A 20,522-nucleotide genomic window follows, 5' to 3' on the forward strand; every position below is an offset into this window, starting at 1 on the left:
TTATTTTGTATAGGTCGCCGTCAGAACGCTTCCGTTCAGTTTCGCCTTCGCGGAAATAATGATGTAGTAAGCACCGGCGGTGGGATTCGCCATCGTACAGGTCGCAGTATTACCACCGAAAAGCTGCGATTGACATTGCGGATGAAGCACAGAGGGCGTTCCTGCCCGAAGATACAGCCACCCACCTTCATTGGTAGTTGTCGGTTGCAGCGTAACACTCACGCCCTTGACTCCAGCCGGGATATCCAGTTGGTAATACCGCATCTCGCTATTCTGGGCGAAGACCGGCGTGGGAATATCCGCCGAGAAATCAATAACGGCCGGTGGCAACACATTAAACGGACGCGTGTACGTACTCTTAGCGCCGTTACTGTCCGTAACGATCAGACTGATGTTGTAGATACCGGCGTAGTCAAAATTAACGGTGGGATTTACCGATTGCGTCCATACCATATCCGGGTCGCCGATGCCGAAATTCCATGCCCAGGATTTGATAGTCGTTCCTCCCCGCGCGGTAGACAGGTCGGTACACTTCACCTGCATGGCGGCTGCCAATTCTGAGCAATAAAAATCCACCGCCGCTGGAATTTTTCCTGACTTCGCGGCAGTAACCGTCGCATTTGCATCGACAATGCCCGCGCCCAAAGACCGAGACCAGTCAAACGTCGCTGGAAAAGGCTGGGCATTCTGCTGAATCAGGGCCCGCATTTCTGCCGCGCTCAGTGGAACAGGTGCCACCGACTGGGCAAGTGCAACAACTCCGCTTACCATTGGGGCCGACATCGACGTGCCGTTCTGATACGAATAGCTCTCCGCATCAGGGGTGGACGTTCCACTGTTGTAGGTAGACAAGATCCAATCACCCGGTGCGGCTATATCGACGACCGGCCCATGATTTGAATCATAGTAACGAACGCCATTGCATGCGGAGTTGCCCACCGTAATAACGTTATGACAGTTTGCGGGCTGGTATTTTGCTGCGTCGTTAGCCTCATTCATTGCAGCGACCACGACGACAGCACCCCGAGCCGCCGCATAGTCGATTGCAGTCTGCATCGTCGCGGAACACACCCCGTATCCGCCAAGGCTAGCATTGATGACTTTCGCCGGATGAGAGTTGGCGGGCACCCCTAGGATCATTCCGCCCGCGGCCCACATAATCCCATCTGCTACATCAGAAAGTGCGCCATTGGCGCATCCGTCCAACACCCGTGCCGAAACGACCTTCGCGCCGGGTGCGACCCCGGCAATACCGACACCGTTATTGTTCAGCGCAGCCATGATGCCTGCGACATGCGTGCCGTGCCAGTGAGCCGTCGAACGTATGGCCGCAGGCGGTAGCCCCGTATTCTTGCCGTCTCCACCACGGCCCCAAAAGGTGAAGTCGTACCCACCAGGCAGAATATTCACGTCCAGGTCGCTATGGCTCGTGACACCAGTATCCAAGAGGCCGATCACGACCCCAGCGCCGCTCGCCATATTCCACGCTCCTTCCGCGCGAATACCTACCGTCGATTGCCCAGGATCTAGGTTCGAACCTAGACCCCACTGTGAACTGTACAACGGGTCATTAGGAGCGGACGCAGCGAACATTGGGGTATCAGGTTCCACATACTCAACGTCGGGATCGGAGGCGATCGCACGCATGAATGCCTTGGCTTCTGTGGCGTTCAGTTTGCGCTCAGTTGTGACCACGTCTGAACCGATACCCATGCGTCGCAAATGGTGCGTTCTCGAAGGAAATGCGCCCGCAAGTTTGTCCAACCTTGACTGGACCGCTGTGGTTGCGTTTCATTCGGGGGTGCCGGTCTTGTACTTGACGATAAAGCGGTCGGTCTGCGTGTCAGGCGCAATACCGCTCGCATTCATCTTCAACGACATTGCGAGCGGGACAGTGGTTGACTTCGCCGCCAGCGCCGCAGTCGCCTCCAGAGACTGCGGTGCGGCTGTCGGTGATGGTGTAGCTGAAGATGTCGAATCACTCCCGTTATGTCCACCACATGCGGCAAGCGCAAGTGAGACACAGGCAGCGCCTGCAAGTATTCGAAATGTTCCGGCTCCTGACCACCGCAGACCGATGCCGCCGATGGTTTTGCGGGAAAATTTCCGCTCGTTTTCCTGTCTCTGTTTTTGCATTTTTCCTGTACCTCATACGGCCAGTAAACAATTGCCCCTGTTCTTTTTGTTTTGACGCTGCGGCCCTGGTTGCGACCGCGTTTCGATCTTTTGCGCAAGTTGGGCGCAGGTCATATTGCTTTTCTCGGCAAACTCTCAGCGAATGATTAGCGGCGACGTGCACGCGCTATTGCGTTTCTCGCCGTGTTGTAATCATTCGTAATACAGGAGCCTAAATAGCCGGGGCGAGCGCGGACATCAGCGATATCTATTTATCGACAGGGAAAATTCATCGGAGGGTGTGAGACTTTGGGACGTGCTGTTGAGGCAATAAAAAGGCGCGAATGATCGCACCTTCTTCTTTGCTGCGGCGCTGGGCCGCTAGATACTATGAGGTCAGCAGGCGTATAGCCGCTGCGCGTCGAGCACCGGCCACGTCGGCGGATCCGCCAACGGCGGCGCAGCCTTAACCATCCCCGGCGCGTTTTCGAATACCTCGGCGAGCCAGTCGACAAACGCCCGCACGCGCGGCGAAATCTGCCGGCTTTTCACATACGTCACCGAGACGGCGACCGGCGTCGGCTTGCACTTCGGCAGAACCTCGACCAACTGTCCAGACGCAAGATACGGCGCAGCAGCAGCGCGCCCAGGCTGAATCAGTCCCAGGCCTTCGAGCCCGCACGCGAGGTACGTGTGTTCGTCGTTCACCTGAATGAAGCCGTCCACTTTCACCTTGCTCGTCCGCGCCGCCACGCTGAAGTCGAAGTCCACACGCCGGCCGGTTTGCATCGACAGCCAGTTCACCGCGACGTGATTCGAGAGATCGTCGAGGTGATGCGGCTCGCCGAACCGCGCGAGATACGCGGGGCTCGCGCAGGTGACGCGTTCGAGCAGCCCGAGGCGGCGCGCGAGCAGCCGGGAATCGGGCAACTCGCCGAGCTCGATGCTGCAATCCACACTCTCGCCGACCAGATCGAGCGTGCGATAGCTCACGCCGAGCGCCAGCTCAACATGCGGATGCAGCGCACGAAACGAGGCCAGGGCGGGCACCACGATCGACGCGGCAATCATTCCCGGCATCGCGACGCGCAAGCGGCCGCGCAGGTTCTCGGGACGGTTGAACAGGCCCGATTCGACTTCTTCGATTGCGGCGAGAATCTGCGCGCAGCGTTCGTAGTACGCAGCGCCTTCGGCGGTCAGCGTGACCTTGCGCGTCGTGCGCACCAACAACTGCACGCCGAGCAGGGACTCGAGCGCCTGCACGGTGGTCGTCGCGGTGGCGCGCGGAATCTCGAGCGACTCGGCGGCGCGCGTGAAGCTGCTTGCATCGACGATCCGCACGAAAATCCGCATGGCCTGCACTCGATCTATCACGATGCTTCTCCGGTAAGGCGCGGCTTGCGGCGGGTCAGTCCGGCAGCGAGCAGAGGTGCGAGCGCGAATGTCGCGAACAGCCAGAGCGCGGTGTGCTGCGCGCCGGGTAGCGGAGCCAAAGTCGTCAGACCGGCGCCGTTCGCGACGAGGCCCGCGAGCGCCGAGCCGAACGCCATCGCGAACAGTTGAATGGTGGTGATCGAGAGTGACGCAAGGTTCTCTTCGCCTGGCTGCGCGGCGGTGAACACACTTGTAAGCAGATGCGGCCAGCCGATCCCGACACCCAGTCCAACGCTCGCGAGCGCCGCGCATAATGCGGCCGTACCCGGCAAGCGGTCGAACAAACCTGCTATCGGCATCAGCCACGCGAGTGCGGCGAGTCCGAGTGCCGCGACCACGGGGCCGGCGCGGCTTAATCGCTGCGCCGCAGCGGCAGAGCGGCCGGCGCTGAACATCGAGCCGGCCGACCAGCCGGCTGCCATCAATGCGGTCAGATAACCGGCGGCCAGCGGCGAGCGTCCGTGAATCGTCTGCAAGAAATACGGCACGAAGATTTCACTGGTCACGCCGATGCCGAGCAGACTCATGCAGGCGTAGATGCTGCCGATCCGCGTGCGAATCGAGAACGAGCCGCTCGGCAACAGGCGTGTGCGGGTGCCGCTGCGTTCGAGTCTGGCAAGCAGCCACACGAAGCCGAGGCCGGCGACAACGCCGAGCGCGTTCCAGCGCATGTCCTCGGTTAATGCCGCGAGCGAAATCACCAGGACTGAGGCGCCGAGCAAGCTGACCTTGAGTAACGGAATCGGCTGAGCGGTTTCACCGCGGACGCGCTTGTCGTCGACCTCGCGATGCACAATCACAGCGAGAAGCAGAACGACCGGCAGCAACACCCAGAACGCCAGACGCCAATCGCCGAGTTGCGCGAAGATTCCGCCGACCGCCGGCCCGCATAACGTGGCAACGCCCCACATGCCCGACACAAGTCCCATCGCGCGCGGCCACAGGCGCTCTTCGAACACCACGCGAATCAGCGCGTAACTGAGGGCAAGCAGGATGCCGCCGCCGAGACCTTGCAGCGTGCGGCCAGCGAGCATCCATAGCATCGACGGTGCACTCGCACACACGACGGTGCCCAGCGCGAATACCGCGAGCGCGCTGAAGTAAGCGGAGCGCGCGCCGAGCACCGCGAGCAGGCGCACCGACAACACCGAGCTGAGAATCGATGCGATCACGAACAGCGTCGTGTTCCACGCGTACAGTTCGAGCCCGCCGATGTCATGCACGACCGAGGGCAGGATCGTCGTTGCCACATACACGTTGGTGGCGTGCAGCGCGACGCCGCCTGCGAGGCCCAAAGCCCGCCAGCCGTTGCTGCCGCTGAGCAGATCGCTCCATGCCGGTACATCCGATTGCAGATTTTTCATGTCATGGACAGCCGTGCAAGGCTGGCTTATTATGCAACTATTGGCTTGGATAATAATGTGCTCCGATGAGATATGCAAATGAAAGCTTGGAAAATTCACCGGCGCTCGTGCAAACCGCACCGACTGCCGCGCCGGTGGATCGCATCCTGAATCTGTTGAAGACGCGGGGGCCTTTGTCGACCGCGTCGATCGCGGGCGAACTCGGCATCACGGTCGAAGCCGCGCGGCAACAGATCCAGAAACTGCTGAGCGGCGGCTTGATCGAAGGGCGCCAGGCGTCGCAGGCCGGGCCGGGGCGGCCGAGTCAAAGCTGGGCTTTGACGGAAGCGGGCAACGCCCGCTTTCCAGACACGCATCCGCAATTGACCGTGCAATTGATCGGCTCGATTCGCCAGCTATTCGGCGAGGAGGGGCTCGACAGATTGATCGATCAGCGTGCAATAGAAACGCGCGCGAACTATCTCGCGGCGCTCAAGCCGATCAAGGGGCTCAAGGCGCGGCTGACCAGACTCGCGGAGATTCGCAGCGCCGAAGGCTATATGGCCGAGTTGCAGAAAGACGGGCGCGACTGGTTGCTGCTCGAGAACCACTGCCCGATCTGCGCGGCGGCGCGTACGTGCCAGGGTTTCTGCCGCACGGAGTTGCAACTGTTCGCGGAGATCGTCGGCGAGGAAGGATCGATTGAGCGTGAGGAACATGTGCTTGCCGGCGCGCGACGATGCGCATATCGCGTGCGGCTGAAAGATAAATAACTTGGTATTGCCGTGCAAGCTTATGCGCTTCGAATCATTTAAAGTGCACGCAGGCCCGCGATGATTTTTTTACGATTAAATTTCCGCTTTTCTATGCGAGGATAAAACGCCAACGTTGATGTATGCGCGATAGCTCTTGATCCGCATACACGCGTTGCGCGCCGGACACGCCCGCCGTGCGCGCTTCGCACCTTGCAAGGAAATACCGTAGTGAAACTTATCCCTCGCCTTGGCGTCGCTGTTCTTCTCCTCCACAATCTCTTATCGCAAAGCGCGCTCGCGCAAACGCAACTGGCTTACACCACCTCCTGGATCGGCAACAGTTTCGGCTTTGGCGACGGCAAGTGGATGCAGCAGGACATCCAGGCGATTAGCGTCGGTTCGGATGGGACCGTTTACACCAATGCACCCTGGGACGAAAGCGGCAGCGAGATCGCCGCGTATCGCGCAGGCGACAAAATTGCTGTGGCCGGCTCGACGCATGGCTGGGGCGCCGCCGGCGGCGATGCTGTCGCGACGAACCATACCTACCTGTATGCGGCGATGTCGATCGGCAACGAGAGCAACGGGTTGGTCGGCGCGGACTATCCGCCGGCCAACCAGACGTGGTTCGGCATTACGCGGCGCACGCTCGCCAATCTCGCGACCGGCGCGCCGTTCGACGGCGGCATCGGCAATAGCGCCAATGCAACGAAGAACAGTTTTCTGCGGCTGAACGCGGTGACGACCGGCACCGATGCGGGCATTCGCGGGATGGCCGCCACCGATACCGAACTGTATGTCGCTGATACGTACAACAGCCGGATAGTCGTACTCGATGCCGCATCGATGCGGCGCCTGCGTTCATGGAATGTGTCCTCGCCGGGACGAATTGCGTTGGACACCGATTCGACGCTGTGGGTGATGAGCGGTGTTTCATCTGGAAACCTAAGTATTCTGCATTACGCCGCCGATGGCACCGCGCTCTCCGGCGCATTGACCTTGCCCGCCGGCACGGTGCCGACCGACATCGCAATCGCACCGTCAGGGCAAATTCTGGTCGCAGACAACGGACCGGCGCAGCAGATCCTCGTCTTCGACAGGCATGCCGGCGGTCAGCCGCGAGCCGCTGCGTCGATCGGCACGCGCAATGGCATCTTCCACGAGGTCAAGGGTGTGCCGGGCGACTGGCGCTTCAATGGCATCACGGGCCTGGGTGTCGATCCGGCCGGCAATCTGTACGTCGCGCAGAATGGCGAAGGTCCGCGGCCGCTCGGCTCGGCATCGGTCGGTCAGGGGGCCGTGCTCGAAAGCTACGTGCTCAGCACGCATGCCTTCAACTGGCGCCTGTACGGGCTGACCTTTGTCGATAGCGCCGCGTTCGATCCGGCGACGCCGAATTCGGTCTACACCGGCTCGAAGCGCTTCACGCTCGATTACAAGCGGCCGGTCGGCCAGCAATGGTCGTACGCGGGCTTCACGCTCGAACGTTTCGATTATCCCGACGACCCGGCATTTCACGAGCCGCGTGGCGTGCGCGGCGAGCCGATGGTGCGGCGAATCGACGGTAAGCGTTATCTCTACACGCTCGATCCCGGCGCGCACTATCTGAATGTGTATCGCTTCGACGCGGCGCATGGCGAAGTGGCGATTCCGTCCGGTCTGCTGGCGCAAAATCCGCTGCCGGGCTCGTGGCCGGCAGGGCAGCCGACGTATGGCGAATGGCTGTGGCGCGATAGCAATGGCAACGGCACCGTCGAGGCGAGCGAAATCAGTAGCAACCCGTCGACGGGCAGTACGGTCGGCAACGGCTTCTGGTGGGTCGATACGCCGGGTAACGTCTGGCTCGCCACGCCGACGAGCGGCATCCGCGAGATGCCGTTGCAAGGCCTCGATTCCGTCGGCAATCCGATCTACACGTACGCGAGTTCGAAGATGTTCGCGATGCCGCAACCGTTCACGCGGATTGCGCGGATCGTCTATGTCGCGGCGACCGACACAATGTACATATCCGGTTTTACGAGCGCGATTCCGTGGGATCCGACGCACTGGAAGGAGGCCGGCCCGGTGCTCGCGCGCTATGACAACTGGAGTTCCGGTACGCCGACGCAGCAATACACCATCTCATTGCCGTGGAATACGCAGAGCAATCCACAGACGACGACCGTCGGCGTCGCGGTAGCAGGCAATTACATTTTCGTCGCCGAGTTGTACACCGCGAAGGTGGATGTGTACGACATACGCAATGGTCAGGCGGTCGGCTATATGACGCCCGGCGCGAGCGTCGGCAGCACCACCGGCTGGGTGGATGTTTATCTCGGCATCAGCGCGGTGCGGCGCGAGAATGGCGAATACGTCGTCCTGCTGGAAGACGACGCGCGCGCGAAAATCCTGATGTATCGATGGACGCCTTAACGTGGATCGCGTGGATCGCGCTCGGTCCCATCACGAATGGACGGCAGCGCACGATCGGTATATAACAACGTGAAAGGATGGTTTTGTTCGCTGACATATCAATTGGAGAAAAGTTTCATCATGACGCAAGACGTAACGCCTCAGCCGCCTACGGGCGACCGGCCCGACCTGGAGCACCTCGACGCCGCGCTCAGTCACGTGGGTCAACAGGTATCGTCCGGCAGCATCGCTTCGGGTGCCGCAAAGGGCATTCTGTATAGCCTGATCGAAACCCTCGGCGCGTTCGTCGGCGATCCCGATCTGCCAGAGCACGCCCGTTCGGGTTATGAGGGGCTGCTGGAAGCCGCTCGCGAATTGCGCGCGAAGCTCGACCACTGAAGGCAGTGGCACGCCGCCCGCGGGTGGCGTGGTTCGCAGCGCAATCGCCGCCGCGTTTCGGCGGCGCGGTTGTCTGTGATAAAAAGGCGCACTGTTTCCAACATTGCGCCTTTTTTATGCTTTCCTCGTCTGCTATCGCCTTGCTGGCCGTCGGCATTATTGTCGTACTGATTACGCCGGGTCCCACCAATACGCTGCTTGCGGCGGCCGGTTTGCGCCAGGGCGTGCGGCGTTCATTACCGCTGATTGCCACTGAACTTGCCGGCCATCTTCTGTCGATTTCAGTGTGGGGACATTTTCTCGCGCAAGCCGCGCACGCGTTGCCCTGGTTGCCGTCGCTGTTGCGCGTGGCGGCCGGCGTGTACATCGCCTATCTCGCCGTCGATATGTGGCGCGCGGCGGTGGCCTTGCCCGATTCGACACAGCGGGCGAGCGGCAAGCGCACGCTGTTCGTGGCGACGCTGCTCAATCCGAAAGGCTTGTTATTCGCCGGTACGATTTTTCCCGCCATCGCGTTCGCGCATGTGTCTGTGTATGCCGTGGCGATGCTGATATTCGCCTGCTTGCTGGTGCCGATCGCGCTTGCGTGGATCGCGTTCGGCGCGGCGCTTGGCAGCGGCAAACTCGCCTGGCTGAATCCGGTGAAGATGCAGCGCGGCGCGTCCATTGTGCTGGGCGTGTTTTCCTTGTCGCTCGCGTGGGCGGCGCTGCACTAAGAACGCGTCTTGTACCGCGCGGTCAAACTTCCTGACTGCTGGTTGCGCTCAGCGCCTCGAGCCATTCCGCCGGCCCGGATGCAATTTCCAATTGCGGTGTGCCGTGCCAGTCCGCACAGCGCTGCAAAGCGCGGCGAAGATCGCCGGCAAGCCTCGCGCTGAGTCGCACGCCGGGTTCGATGTGCAGCGATTTCAGTTCGAACACGCCGGTTGTTCGATGCGCTTTCGCATCCACGCGGCCGACCAGGCGCCCCCGGCTCAAAAGCGGCAACACGAAGTAGCCATATTTGCGCTTTGCAGCCGGTGTATAGCATTCGATCGCATAGTCGAAATCGAAGAGCGCGGCGGCGCGCTTGCGGTCCCACACCACCGGATCGAACGGCGACAGCACTGTGGTGACGGTTGAAGCGAGCTTGCCGGTTGCGGCGTCGTCGATCATCGGCGCGAATTCGTGATGGACGAAGGTGTCCTGCTTCCAGCCCTCCACTTGCACCGGGATCAGTTCGCCCCGATCGGCAAGCGCACGCAGTTCGTCGCGATAGGGGCGGCGCGGCAGCCGGTAGTAATCGGCGACCCAATCGGCGCGCACGACGCCGAGCGCGCGGCAGGTGCGGCGCAATGCTTCCTCAGTGACGGTTTCCCGCGGCGGCAGGTCGCGCGCGTCGTCCCAGTCCGGTAACACGCGTTCGGTCAAATCATAGACGCGATGAAAATTGCGCCGCTCGGCCACCATCAATTGCCCGATCGCGAACAGCACTTCCAGGTGGCGCTTCTCCGGCTTCCAGTCCCACCAGCCGTTGCCCTTGCCCGCCTCGCGAGCGAAGTCCGCCGAACGCACGGGGCCGGTCGCACGGATATGCGCGAGCAGTTTGTCGATGTCCTTGCGATGCTTTTTGTGCCACTCGGCCGCGTATTTCCAGCCCATGCCGCTCGGATCGAGCATGCGGTGGCGCAGCAGGCCGTAGTCTTCGGTCGGAACGAAACAGGCTTCATGCGACCAGTATTCGAACAGCTTGCCTTCGGCAAGGTGCTCGTCGAGCCATTGCTGCGGATACGCGCCGAGCCGGCTGAACAGCACGAGATACGGGCTGCGCGCGACCACGTGGATCGTGTCGATCTGCAATTGCGCCATGCGACGGATCGCGTCGAGCACGTCGGCTTTGACGGCCTTGCGGCGCGGCGGCGTCAGCAAACCTTGCGCGGCCAGATGCAGCGTGCGCGCGGCGGATAACGGAAGACTCTTCACGCGAGCGTCGGTCACGGGCGTTGGTCGATGAGTAACTGCGATGGGAGCGGACGCTAGGTCCGGCCTAAATCAGCAGTCGCTACTGTAGCGTGAATACGGCAGACGAATCGGCATGGGGCACGACCGGCGCATACCACCGTGGAAGGCAACGCAGCCGCAATGACTCAGCAACTAGCAATCCGTCCGAACCGACCTTACCAGTCGCGCTTGTGGTGCTTATCCCAGCCGCGATGCCGGCCATGGTCATGGCGCTCGCGATACCCGCGGTAGTAATCACCGCGATACCCATAACCGTACACGGGTTGCACAGGCGCATAAACGACCGGGGGCGGCGTATAAACCACGGGCGGTGGGGCAACCATGAGCCCGGGCGTGTTCACGAACACGCCGACATCCACCCGGGCCGAAGCGGCAGTCGATGCGCAGGTGGCAGCAAGGCTGAAGGCGGTGAAAACGATCGCGCGTTGGATCATGCTTGTCTCCTGTTTCGAAAGAGGCAGCCATTCGCTGTCGAATAGCTGACGACAATATTACGAAACAGAAAGCAAGGCAGGTGAAACCAGTTGAAGGCGTGTGTAACAGCAGATTACCCAATGCCATTGCTGCCGCGGGCGGGGGGAGTGGGCCTACGCCCGGCACGTCGCGCGAGCGGCGGCCGAACGCGCGACTAGGGCGGCCCCGGGAAAGGCTTCCTTTAAGCCCCCAAAGCGACCGCTTCTCCCGCCGAAACGGCCAGCAGCTGATGAATCTGCGCGACCACCGCAGCACCTTCTCCGACCGCTGCCGCGACGCGCTTCGTCGAGCCGGCGCGCGCGTCGCCGATCGCGTACACGCCTTCGACAGTCGTCGCGAGATCGCAGACGGATGCGCCGTCCACACTGGCGCCAGTCAGCACAAAGCCCTTGTCGTCCAGCTGCACGCCGCAGGTGCGCAGCCAGTCGGTATTCGGATCCGCGCCGGTGAAAAGGAACAGATGCCGCGTGTCGAAGCTTTTGGTGCCGTCCGGCAGCGGCTTCTTCAACACGACCGAGGCCAGCCCGATTTCGTCCGTCTCGAGCTGGCCGACTTCCGAATTCGGATGCACGAACACATTCGGCAGCGAGCGGATGCGGTCGATCAGGTAGCGCGACATGGTGGCTTCAAAGCCGCTTCGGCGGATCAGCACATGGACCTTGGCTGCGTGCGTCGCCAGATAGACGATCGCCTGGCCCGCCGAATTGCCGCCGCCCACGAGCACGATCTCCTGGCGCTTGCACAGCTTGGCCTCGACCGGCGACGCCCAGTAGTAGACGCCGCGCCCATCGAAGCGATCGAGCCCTTCGAGCGCCGGGCGCCGATAGACCGCGCCGCTCGCGATCACGATCGCGCGGGCGGTGATCTGCCCTCCGCACTTGAGCTCCAGCCGATGCGGCGACTCCGCGCAATGCAGCGCCTTCACATGGACGGGAATCGCAACGTGCGCACCGAATTTCTGCGCCTGCACGAACGCGCGGCCCGCCAACGCTTGACCGGAGATGCCGGTCGGAAAGCCGAGATAGTTTTCGATCCGCGAACTGGCGCCCGCCTGGCCGCCCGGCGCGCGGCTGTCGAGCACGATGACCGAGAGGCCCTCGGACGCGGCGTACACGGCCGTGGCGAGGCCGGCCGGCCCTGCGCCGACGATCGCGACGTCGTACACATGCGAATTGTCGAGATCGGGCAGCAAGCCGAGGCAGGAGGCGAGTTCCGGCATGCTCGGATGACGCAGCACCGAGCCGTCCGGGCAGATCACGAGCGGCATGTCTTCTTGCTGCGCGGCGAATTGCTCGATCAGACGCAACGCGTCTTCGTCGCGTTCGTCGATGACCGAGTGAGGATGGCCGTTGCGCGACAGGAAGCCCTGCAACATCACAAGCCGGGCGTCCCGGCTGTTGCCGATCAGGATCGGGCCCCCCGCGCCTTTCTCGATCAGCGATACGCGCCGCAGGATCAGCGCGCGCATGATGCGCTCGCCCAGCTCGGCCTCGGCGACGATCAGCGCGCGCAGCTTGTCCGGCGGAATCAGCAAGGCGTCGACGGCGTCCGTCGCCATGCCGTTGACGAGCGCATGCCGCCCGGACAGCTGCCCGACTTCGGCGAGAAAATGCCCAGCGCCGTGTTCTGCAATCACGACCTCGCGCCCGATGCCGTCGCGCTGATAAATCTTCACATGCCCCTTCAACATCACGAACATGCCTGGACCCGTGTGACCGGTCTCGAACAGCAGCTTTCCTGCTTCCCAGTGGCCCACTTCGCCGAACCGACGCAGACGGTCGATTTCTGCACACGTGAGTTCGGGGAACATCTGATGCATCCGTGTCGCGAGCGACGAAAACGGCGCGTCGGCGACGACGGCTTGTTGCCCTTCTGCTTCTTGAGTCGACAGCATTGAACCGCTCCTTCTGTGTTCATCCTGATTGATCGACACGGGGGGCGAAGCGGCGCGGGCGCGCGAGGGCGCCGATGTGAATGCGCTGCTGCGCTACACGGCCTTCGGCGCGATATCGTCGACCGCCACATCGGGCGGCGGCATGCCGGGCAGCGCGTCCACCGCTTTGCCCGAGTCGCGCCAGGCTTCCATGCCGCCGCGTAGCGGCAGCACGTCGGCGAAGCCGGCTTCGTTCATCTGTTTGGCCATCCATGCCGCGGATATTTCATTTGGGCACGAACAGTAAATCACCACCTTCTGATCGTGCGGATACGTCGCGACGATCTCGTCGAGCTGCCGTTCGTCGGCAAATTGCGAGCCCGGAATCACGAACGGGTCAAGCGCGCGCTTTTCCTGCGAGCGGATATCGAACAGTACCGGCGTCTTGCCGGCCGCGACCAGTTTCGCCAACTCCTCGACTTCGATTCGCTGGGTTGCGAGCTTGGAAATCAGCTGGCGCCGGCGAACCCAGCGATAAGCCGCATACAGCAGCAGCAACGCCACCGCTACCAGCGCGGCCGTGCGCCCGAGGCGTCCGGCCATGGCGAACAGCATGTCGATCTGCTTGGCGAACAGCGCACCGATGATCAAACCGGTACCCGACCACAAGGCAGCGCCGATACTGTCGTAAGTGAGAAACGTACGGTAGCGGGTGCCCATCGCACCGGCCATCGGAATCGACACGATCGACAGGCCCGGCACAAACTTCGCCACTGCCAGCACGCGCACGCCCCAGCGGCCGAAAAAGCGTTCGGTCTTTTTTACACAGGTGTCGCGTGACAGCGAAAGACGGCAGATCGTTTTCAGCGTGTTGCCGCCGTACATACGGCCGGCGAGATACCAGGCGCTGTCGCCGATCAGCGTGGCGAAGATCGACAACACGAGGACCGGCATCAGCTGTGTGCCTATTGACCCAGGATGCATGGCCGCCATCGCCCCAAACAGCACGAGCGACGGCATCGCCGGCACCGGTAGCCCGAGCGAGGCGGCCAGCACGTTGACGAAGACGAGCGCCGGTCCATATTGCTCGACGAGATCATGTAGCATCGGCTTACATCCGCAGCCCTTTCGGACGCGGCGCAGGTAGGGGAAGCAACGGAGTATCTAAGGATTATGGACGCATTTTCAAGACGTGCAAATGTCCGGAAAATCGGCCCGTTATTCGCGTGTTAAAAGCGCGGCCACGGCATGCCTGGCGGGCCAAAAGCGCGAATTAGAAGCGCGAATGGAACAAAGCGAAATTGATTGAAACGTTTGCCGCAAGCGAGTGGCGAAGAACGCTTTACGGACACTCGTAGGATGTCCTGCAATACGCAAATCGAAGCTGGCGGTCCACAGGCAGCGCCCGGCTTTCGCGCGTGAAGCGCAGTGCCGGGCGTGGCTGTGTTACTGACGATGATTGTGTTGTTCGCCCGGCAACTCCGCGCCATGTGCGCGAATTGCGGCAATCAGTTCGGCAGGCGTGATCTCGTAGCGCACTTCGCGGTGAATGCCTGGCTTGCGCTCGTCGACCTCGATCAGAAGAATGCCTTTGCCATCTTCTGTCGATTCGAGGCGCAGGGAGCGGAGTTCGCGTGCCGTTGCGTCGTCGTATTCGGTGAGCAGGGCCATTGACCCGGAGGACCCGGTAGTGCGCATCGAGGTTGTCCTTGTTCCGTTGATGATCGAACCATTGTACGGGCAGGTGAGCACGCCGTCTGTCGTGCCGTGCTCACACGCGGGGTATCTGCCCGTCCACCTATCTGCTTGCCGGGACGACGCGTTGCGCGTTGCCTGGCGAGGCCCGCCGGGCAATGCGCGGCGCGACGCCCGACTGTGACAACCAGTTTAACGCGACTCCCCGCAACGACGGGCGCATTTTTCGTGCCCCGTGGCGGTGCAGCCCTTCTCCCTGGCTGTCACGGTGCTGACGCGCGGTTCGGTTATGGGTGGGGCAGCGAGCGTGCCAGGCGGAAAAAAATAGCCCGTCCTTGAAGGGACGGGCTGCTAAACGCCGTTGTTACTCGGGTCAGCCTGCCCTTGCAACCAACTGGGCGCTGACGTTTCCATCGTGATGCGTCAATTCTGGCCTGTCGAGGTGGGGGTAACGCCGATCTGTCAGATCAATGTAATGCGGATTCTTCCTGCTCGACCGCGTGTGCAATTCCGTGCTCTGCGTCGCGCCTAAGTTCGGGCGCCGACGTGTGCGCCGGATGCCGCGCCGCATTGCCCGGTGCGGCCTGCCGCAGCGGCTGCGCAGCACGCCGCGCGGGCGTTGCATCGGCGACGGTGAAAAGACGCACCGCTTCGTCCAGCACATCGGCCTGTTCCGCGAGACGTTGCGCCGTGGCTGCCGCCTGCTCGACCAGCGCTGCGTTCTGCTGCGTGGCGCCGTCGAGATGCGAGACCGCCTGATTGACCTGGCGAATCCCTTCTGCCTGTTCGCTGCTTGCATTCGCTACTTCGACGATGATCGACGACACGCGGCTTACCGCTTCATCGATCACGCGCATTTGTGAGGTCGTGCGTGCAACCAGTTCCGTGCCGAGCGCCACTTCGGTTGCACTCGCCTCGACCACTGACTTGATTTCCTTCGACGACGCCGCGCACCGTTGCGCCAGCATTCGCACCTCGCTGGCGACGACTGCGAACGAGCGGCCCGCTTCGCCCGCGCGCGCCGCTTCCACGGCGGCATTCAGCGCGAGGATATTGGTCTGGAACGCGATGCCGTCGATCACGCCGGTAATGTCCGCAATGCGCTTCGACGCCGCTGTGATGCCGGCCATGGTCTGCTCGACCTGACCGGCGATCTTGCCGCCGACGGCCGCCGCCGCTTGCGCGTCTTTCGCCAGATCGAGCGCGCGGACGCTGGCATCGGCGTTGGCCTGCACGGTGGTGGTCAGTTCTTCCATGGTGGCCGCCGTTTCTTCGAGCGACGCCGCCTGCATTTCGGTGCGCCGCGCGAGGTCGACATTGCCGCTGGAAATTTCGCGCGCGTTGTCGAGCATGCCGGTAATCTGCGCGCGCACGTCGTAGACGATCGCCGCAAGATTCGCCTTCAGTTGATTCAACGCCTGCAACACATCGCCGAGGTCGTCGTGACGCGCGATCACCAGATCGGCGGTCAGGTCACCGGCAGCTAGGCGGGTCGCGAAGCCGGACATGTCGCGAATCGGTGCGGCCAGTTGCCGCGTCAGCACCCGCCAGGAGACGAGGCTGAAGGCGGTGGCGACGCCGAACGCAATCCAGAACGGCACGGGCGGCGTACCGTTCCATGCAGCGAGGCCGGTTAGCAACAAAGCCAGCGATGTGATCGCATACCCGATCGCCGCACGCGTTGCGACCGGCAGACGCATCAGCGATTGCACGCGGCCGAGCATGCCCGTGCGTACGACCATGCCGCGATGCAGCCTGAACGCCCGCGACTCGCCGGTGCGGATTCGCGCGTACAACGCTTCGGCGGCGCGCACCGCGTCGCGTGCCGGTTTCACGCGCACGCTCAGATAGCCGACCACCACGCCTTTATCGACTACCGGCGTGACGTTCGCATGCACCCAGTAGTGGTCGCCGTTCTTGCGGCGGTTCTTGACGAGCGCGGTCCACGGGCGGCCGTCGCGGATCGTCGTCCACATGTCGGCGAAGGCTTCGCGCGGCATGTCCGGATGGCGGATCACGTTGTGCGGCTGGCCGATTAGCTCATCGCGGGCAAAGCCCGATACGGCGATGAACGCCGGGTTGCAGTATTCGATGCGGCCGGTAAGATCGGTCGCGGAAACAAGCATCTGTGACGAAGGGAATTCGTACTCGTGCCCAGTGACAGGCTGGTTGTTGCGCATGGCTTTCCTTGCAGGTACGGACGCGCGTCCGCACGGTCCTAATATCTATGCAAGGAATAACGGCATTAACCCCGTGGCCTTTAGGGTTTCCCAGTAAACCACTCAGGTTTATGGCGCACCGGGCCGTTATTGCAGGGTTGTCTTGATGCGCGCTGCGTAGTCGTGAAAATCGGTGTCAGATGCTTCGCGCGTTGTCTCCAAAAGCGCTAAACTGCGCCGTTAAAAGGGCTGCAGACGCATTCCGTGCTCCTCTTAACCGCAGCGGTCTGCCTGCGCGAACCACGCCAACGTTGCCAGCCGATGCAGAAGATCCTCGACCGTACTCAGGAATCACTGGCTCAAGCGTTCGCTTCGCTGGCACATAGCGCGAAGCGTCAACAGCGGGTGTACCTGGCGACAATCGCTTCGCTGATGCTGATCGTGGTGGTCTTTGCATTGCTGCTCGCCGTGCTCGCCGCGGACAAGCAACTCGACTACCGGCGCGCGTTCGCGTCCCAGAGCGCCGCCGGCATCTCGTTGCTCCTGCACCGGCAGGAGTCGTTTCTGCGGCGTGCTGAACTCACGCTCGACTACTATCACAGCACCGACAACGTATTGCGCGCGCCTGCAAGCGCCGAGGAAGCGGTGCGCCAGTACGGCGCGACGCGCGGCACGGTGCAAAGGGTCGATGCGCAATTCGACCTGCTGGTGGGTGACGCCACGCGTGCCGCATGGGGGCCGCAACTCGGGCCACACCTGTGGCGCATCTACGAAGCGGCGCAGTCCACGCTGGTGACCCAGCAATCGTTCGAATTGCCGCAACGCGCAATTCTGCTCGGGCTGAACGAAGACTATGCCGCGATCCTGCCTTCACTTGCCCATCCGGTCGGCGACTCGGACGCCAGGCGAAGCGTTGGCGATGCTCCGCTGCCACAGCCTGCGATGGTGACGACCTTGCGCGAAGCCCTCGAACGGGAACTGCAGGCGCAAACCGGCAAGCGCGTGCCGGCCAAGGGCGAGCGGATCTGGCTCGGTCCGTATCGCGATCCGCTGACAGGCGTGCCGGTAATCTCCGCTGTGAGCGCCTACTATGCTGGCGATACGCCGACCACGCTGATCGTGATGAGCATTCCGCTTGCGGCGTTTGCAGGGGATCTCTCGCGGCCTGGCCGTGAGGGAACGCTGTTGCTGATGAGCGCGGATCGCCGTGTGATGGTGTCGTCGCCGCCCGTCGATGCGGCCACCGCAACCATGCTGCAGGACGCCGTCGCGCATACGCCACCCGATAGCTACCGCTACACGCGCGATGGCGCGATTCTGATCGATCCGTTGGTGCCCGGTTTTGGCTCGCTGGTCAGCTATCTGTCGTGGCGCGGGCTGGTCGCCGCGCTGGGTTGGCAACTGGCCGTACTCGCCGGCCTCGCGGTATTGGTTCTGGCGGCGATCGCGCTGACGGCACGGCTGTGGGGGCTGCGTCTGCTGCGCAGTACGTTCGCGGAAACTTCGCGCGCCCTGGAAAGCGAAACCATCAACCACATTCTGGTCAGTGCGACGCCGGTTGGTTTGTGCATCGTTCGGCGGAGCGATTTTTCCATCATCACCGCGAACGCTTTGGCCGACGAGTTGCTGCACATCGAAGCGGCTGGCAATCGCTTGCCACCGCATGTCGTTGGCGAGTTTCGCGTGCCGGCGCCGGGAACGCCGTCGGTCGCAGCATTCGCCCGGATCGCGACTTTTGTCGCGCCGGCGTTGCCACAGCCGCCACAGGCGCAGTCGCAAGCGCCACTGCAATCACAGCCCGCGCCTGACGAAAACGCCTCGCCGCCTGCGCAGTTTCTGCAGTTTACCTACGCGTCGGCACGTTATGCCGGCGAAGACGTGCTGTTCTGCGCGATTCTCGACGTGACCGTCCAGCATGCGCTCGAACAGCAATTGCGGCTCGCGCAGCAGACCTCCGAGGCTGCGATGCGGGCGCGTTCGAATTTCTTCGCGTCGATGAGTCACGAAATCCGTACGCCGCTGAACGCCCTGCTTGGCAACCTCGAATTGTTCGCGCGTACGCCGGGGCTCGAAGCTCACGCGCAACGGCTCAAGGCACTCGGTGTGGCGGCTGACGCGCTGCGCCGCATCGTCAATGACATTCTCGACTTTTCGAAGATCGACGCCGGCGAGATGAAGCTGGTGACCGAATCGTTCCGGCCGCTCGACGATTTCGAGAATATCGCCCTGTCCTACGCGCCCATGACGGCGGATCGCGCGATCCGCTTCTATGCGCATCTGTCGCCGACGCTCGACCGGGTACTCAGTGGCGATCGCACGCGCATCGCGCAGATCGTCAACAACCTGCTGAGCAACGCGTTCAAATTCACCTCGTGCGGCAAGATCACGCTGAACGCCGACGTGACGGACGATTTGCAAGGCCGGCCGACGCTGATTTGCCGGGTCTGCGATTCGGGAATCGGCATGGATCAGGTGCTGGTCGCGCGCATCTTCAGCCCGTTTGTGCAGGGCGAAGCGAGCACGTCGAGCCGCTATGGTGGCACCGGCCTTGGTTTGTCGATCTGCGCGCGGCTGTGCGAGTTGATGGGCGGCCATATTTCGGTCGAGAGCGTGCTGGGCGTCGGCAGTGCGTTCAGCGTGTCGATTCCGCTCGCCATGCCCCCGGATGCGTTGCGCGAGCCGGCCGTCGAACCGGCTCGCCGGGGCAATGTGCTGGTGCTTTCGCAGGAACGCGAGTCAGGGCAGATCATCGACAGCAGCTTCCATCTGGCGGGCTGGACTGTCCACACGGTCGTGTCGATGCGCAGCGCACAGGCGTGGTTGCGCGTGAACCGGCCGGACGCGATGGTCGTCACCGGCGAGTACGACCTCGACGTGATTGCCGCACTACGCGCGGTTCACCCAGCGGGGGTGGTGTGGATTACGCGTACCGGGCCCCATCGCCCCGCCCCATGTGGCGAAGGCGTGCTGGAAGTCACGGAGTTCAGCCGCAAGGCGATTCTGGCCGCGGTGGATATCGTGGCCACGGGCGCTGCGGACGTGGCCACGACGCTGCCGCCGGCGCCTGCCGTGTCGCCGCCTGCGGTTAATCCCGCCTTGCAGGGTTTGACGGTTCTGGTTGCAGAAGACAACCCGTTGATCCAGACCCTGGTCGTCGAACAACTCAGCGCACTGGGGTGCCTGCCGACGATCGCAGGCGACGGGCGGCAGGCGCTGGCGGAATTCGAGCGGGCGCGCTTCGAGGTGGTCATGACCGATATCCACATGCCGGTCATGGACGGCTACGAATTGCTGGCGGCCTTGCGCCGGACCTACCCGGACGTGCCGGTGCTTGCCTTCAGCGCCGTCACCGATAGTCGGCAGGCTGAAGGTTGGCGCGAGCGCGGATTTACTGGATATGTCGCCAAGCCAGCATCGTTGAGCGAATTGGAGACCGCGTTGCTCGCGGTGGCGTCGATGCGGCGTGAGTCGTCGCCGGAGACAGAAGCTATCGTGGGCGCTCCGGCGGCTGTGGTCGTGGATACGGCAACTGTCACGACACACACTGCGGCGCCCGCCGATTCAGTGGGCACCCTTAGCGCTGATGACAAGGCGCGATACACGGCCATGCTCAAGGCGCATCTGCAGAACGATCTGCCGAAGCTGATGGCGATCGTCGAGAGGGAAGACCGGCACGCATTGCGAGACTGGGCGCATAGCGCGGGCGGCGCGTTTCTGGTCGTCCAGACGCCGCAATTCACGCGGGAATGCCACGCGTTGCAGCGGCTCTGTCAGGACAGCGAACGCTGGACGACCGAGATGGACGCGCGCGCGATCTCGCTGCACGACGCGCTATGCGAGTACTTCGGCCTTGATGAAACGTCGGCGCGTTGACCCGTTCGCC

15 protein-coding genes are annotated in these 20,522 nt (G+C 62.7%); 5 read left to right on the top strand and 10 right to left on the bottom strand.

All coding sequences use genetic code 11. From position 1 onward, the window contains the following. From KHO31_RS12410 to KHO31_RS12425, 4 genes are all read right to left on the bottom strand, one after another. Positions 1-1,713 carry a S8 family serine peptidase gene (locus KHO31_RS12410; protein ID WP_211623418.1) on the bottom strand — a complete coding sequence of 571 codons (1,713 nt, stop codon included), beginning with the start codon at positions 1,711-1,713 and terminating at the stop codon, positions 1-3. 78 nt (positions 1,714-1,791) lie between these two features. Then, the gene (locus KHO31_RS12415; protein WP_201077109.1) at positions 1,792-2,136 is read right to left on the bottom strand and encodes a hypothetical protein; all 345 of its coding nucleotides are present in this window, start codon (positions 2,134-2,136) and stop codon (positions 1,792-1,794) included. A gap of 375 nt (positions 2,137-2,511) precedes the next feature. Beyond that, complete coding sequence (locus KHO31_RS12420; protein WP_201077111.1) at positions 2,512-3,489, bottom strand: LysR family transcriptional regulator; 978 nt, start codon at positions 3,487-3,489, stop codon at positions 2,512-2,514. Next, entirely contained in the window at positions 3,486-4,913 is a 1,428-nt protein-coding gene (locus tag KHO31_RS12425; protein ID WP_201077113.1) for an MFS transporter, read from the bottom strand. The genes KHO31_RS12420 and KHO31_RS12425 overlap by 4 nt, the downstream gene beginning before the upstream one ends. Positions 4,914-4,978: 65 nt before the next feature. Here KHO31_RS12425 and KHO31_RS12430 point away from each other — a divergent pair, with 65 nt between their 5' ends. From KHO31_RS12430 to KHO31_RS12445, 4 genes are all read left to right on the top strand, one after another. Continuing rightward, positions 4,979-5,665, top strand: a complete 687-nt coding sequence (locus KHO31_RS12430) for a helix-turn-helix transcriptional regulator (protein WP_201077116.1) — start codon at positions 4,979-4,981, stop codon at positions 5,663-5,665. 210 nt (positions 5,666-5,875) lie between these two features. Next, positions 5,876-8,059 carry an NHL repeat-containing protein gene (locus KHO31_RS12435; protein ID WP_201077118.1) on the top strand — a complete coding sequence of 728 codons (2,184 nt, stop codon included), beginning with the start codon at positions 5,876-5,878 and terminating at the stop codon, positions 8,057-8,059. A gap of 120 nt (positions 8,060-8,179) precedes the next feature. Continuing rightward, a complete protein-coding gene (locus KHO31_RS12440; RefSeq protein ID WP_201077120.1) occupies positions 8,180-8,437 on the top strand; it encodes a hypothetical protein in 258 nt (85 codons plus the stop codon). A gap of 116 nt (positions 8,438-8,553) precedes the next feature. Next, entirely contained in the window at positions 8,554-9,153 is a 600-nt protein-coding gene (locus KHO31_RS12445; protein WP_211623419.1) for a LysE family translocator, read from the top strand. 22 nt (positions 9,154-9,175) lie between these two features. Here the strand turns inward: KHO31_RS12445 and KHO31_RS12450 are convergent, their stop codons facing one another. The 6 genes from KHO31_RS12450 to KHO31_RS12475 form a co-directional block, all read right to left on the bottom strand. Further along, positions 9,176-10,399 carry a winged helix-turn-helix domain-containing protein gene (locus tag KHO31_RS12450; RefSeq protein WP_201107778.1) on the bottom strand — a complete coding sequence of 408 codons (1,224 nt, stop codon included), beginning with the start codon at positions 10,397-10,399 and terminating at the stop codon, positions 9,176-9,178. Positions 10,400-10,593: 194 nt separating this feature from the next. Further along, on the bottom strand, positions 10,594-10,872 hold the full coding sequence (locus KHO31_RS12455) for a hypothetical protein (protein WP_201077122.1): 279 nt from the start codon (positions 10,870-10,872) through the stop codon (positions 10,594-10,596). A gap of 221 nt (positions 10,873-11,093) precedes the next feature. After that, positions 11,094-12,806 carry an FAD-dependent oxidoreductase gene (locus tag KHO31_RS12460; protein WP_211623421.1) on the bottom strand — a complete coding sequence of 571 codons (1,713 nt, stop codon included), beginning with the start codon at positions 12,804-12,806 and terminating at the stop codon, positions 11,094-11,096. Positions 12,807-12,899: 93 nt separating this feature from the next. Next, positions 12,900-13,892: a DedA family protein/thiosulfate sulfurtransferase GlpE gene (locus tag KHO31_RS12465; RefSeq protein WP_201077138.1), complete on the bottom strand. Its 993-nt coding sequence runs from the start codon at positions 13,890-13,892 to the stop codon at positions 12,900-12,902. A 339-nt stretch (positions 13,893-14,231) separates the two neighbouring features. Beyond that, positions 14,232-14,483 carry a hypothetical protein gene (locus KHO31_RS12470; protein ID WP_007178686.1) on the bottom strand — a complete coding sequence of 84 codons (252 nt, stop codon included), beginning with the start codon at positions 14,481-14,483 and terminating at the stop codon, positions 14,232-14,234. A 464-nt stretch (positions 14,484-14,947) separates the two neighbouring features. Beyond that, entirely contained in the window at positions 14,948-16,660 is a 1,713-nt protein-coding gene (locus KHO31_RS12475) for a methyl-accepting chemotaxis protein (protein ID WP_211623423.1), read from the bottom strand. A gap of 300 nt (positions 16,661-16,960) precedes the next feature. Here KHO31_RS12475 and KHO31_RS12480 point away from each other — a divergent pair, with 300 nt between their 5' ends. Further along, the gene (locus KHO31_RS12480; protein WP_211623524.1) at positions 16,961-20,512 is read left to right on the top strand and encodes an ATP-binding protein; all 3,552 of its coding nucleotides are present in this window, start codon (positions 16,961-16,963) and stop codon (positions 20,510-20,512) included. The last annotated feature ends 10 nt before the right edge of the window (positions 20,513-20,522 follow it).

It is taken from the genome of Paraburkholderia domus (assembly GCF_905220705.1).
Taxonomy (GTDB): domain Bacteria; phylum Pseudomonadota; class Gammaproteobacteria; order Burkholderiales; family Burkholderiaceae; genus Paraburkholderia; species Paraburkholderia domus.

Excerpts from the sequence above, each read along its gene's own strand:
- KHO31_RS12410 (WP_211623418.1), bottom strand. The coding sequence starts at position 1,713 with ATGGGTATCGGTTCAGACGTGGTCACAACTGAGCGCAAACTGAACGCC.
- KHO31_RS12415 (WP_201077109.1), bottom strand. The coding sequence starts at position 2,136 with ATGCAAAAACAGAGACAGGAAAACGAGCGGAAATTTTCCCGCAAAACC.
- KHO31_RS12425 (WP_201077113.1), bottom strand. The coding sequence starts at position 4,913 with ATGAAAAATCTGCAATCGGATGTACCGGCATGGAGCGATCTGCTCAGC.
- KHO31_RS12430 (WP_201077116.1), top strand. The coding sequence starts at position 4,979 with ATGAGATATGCAAATGAAAGCTTGGAAAATTCACCGGCGCTCGTGCAA.
- KHO31_RS12440 (WP_201077120.1), top strand. The coding sequence starts at position 8,180 with ATGACGCAAGACGTAACGCCTCAGCCGCCTACGGGCGACCGGCCCGAC.
- KHO31_RS12445 (WP_211623419.1), top strand. The coding sequence starts at position 8,554 with ATGCTTTCCTCGTCTGCTATCGCCTTGCTGGCCGTCGGCATTATTGTC.
- KHO31_RS12455 (WP_201077122.1), bottom strand. The coding sequence starts at position 10,872 with ATGATCCAACGCGCGATCGTTTTCACCGCCTTCAGCCTTGCTGCCACC.
- KHO31_RS12460 (WP_211623421.1), bottom strand. The coding sequence starts at position 12,806 with ATGCTGTCGACTCAAGAAGCAGAAGGGCAACAAGCCGTCGTCGCCGAC.
- KHO31_RS12465 (WP_201077138.1), bottom strand. The coding sequence starts at position 13,892 with ATGCTACATGATCTCGTCGAGCAATATGGACCGGCGCTCGTCTTCGTC.
- KHO31_RS12470 (WP_007178686.1), bottom strand. The coding sequence starts at position 14,483 with ATGCGCACTACCGGGTCCTCCGGGTCAATGGCCCTGCTCACCGAATAC.
- KHO31_RS12475 (WP_211623423.1), bottom strand. The coding sequence starts at position 16,660 with ATGCGCAACAACCAGCCTGTCACTGGGCACGAGTACGAATTCCCTTCG.
- KHO31_RS12480 (WP_211623524.1), top strand. The coding sequence starts at position 16,961 with ATGCAGAAGATCCTCGACCGTACTCAGGAATCACTGGCTCAAGCGTTC.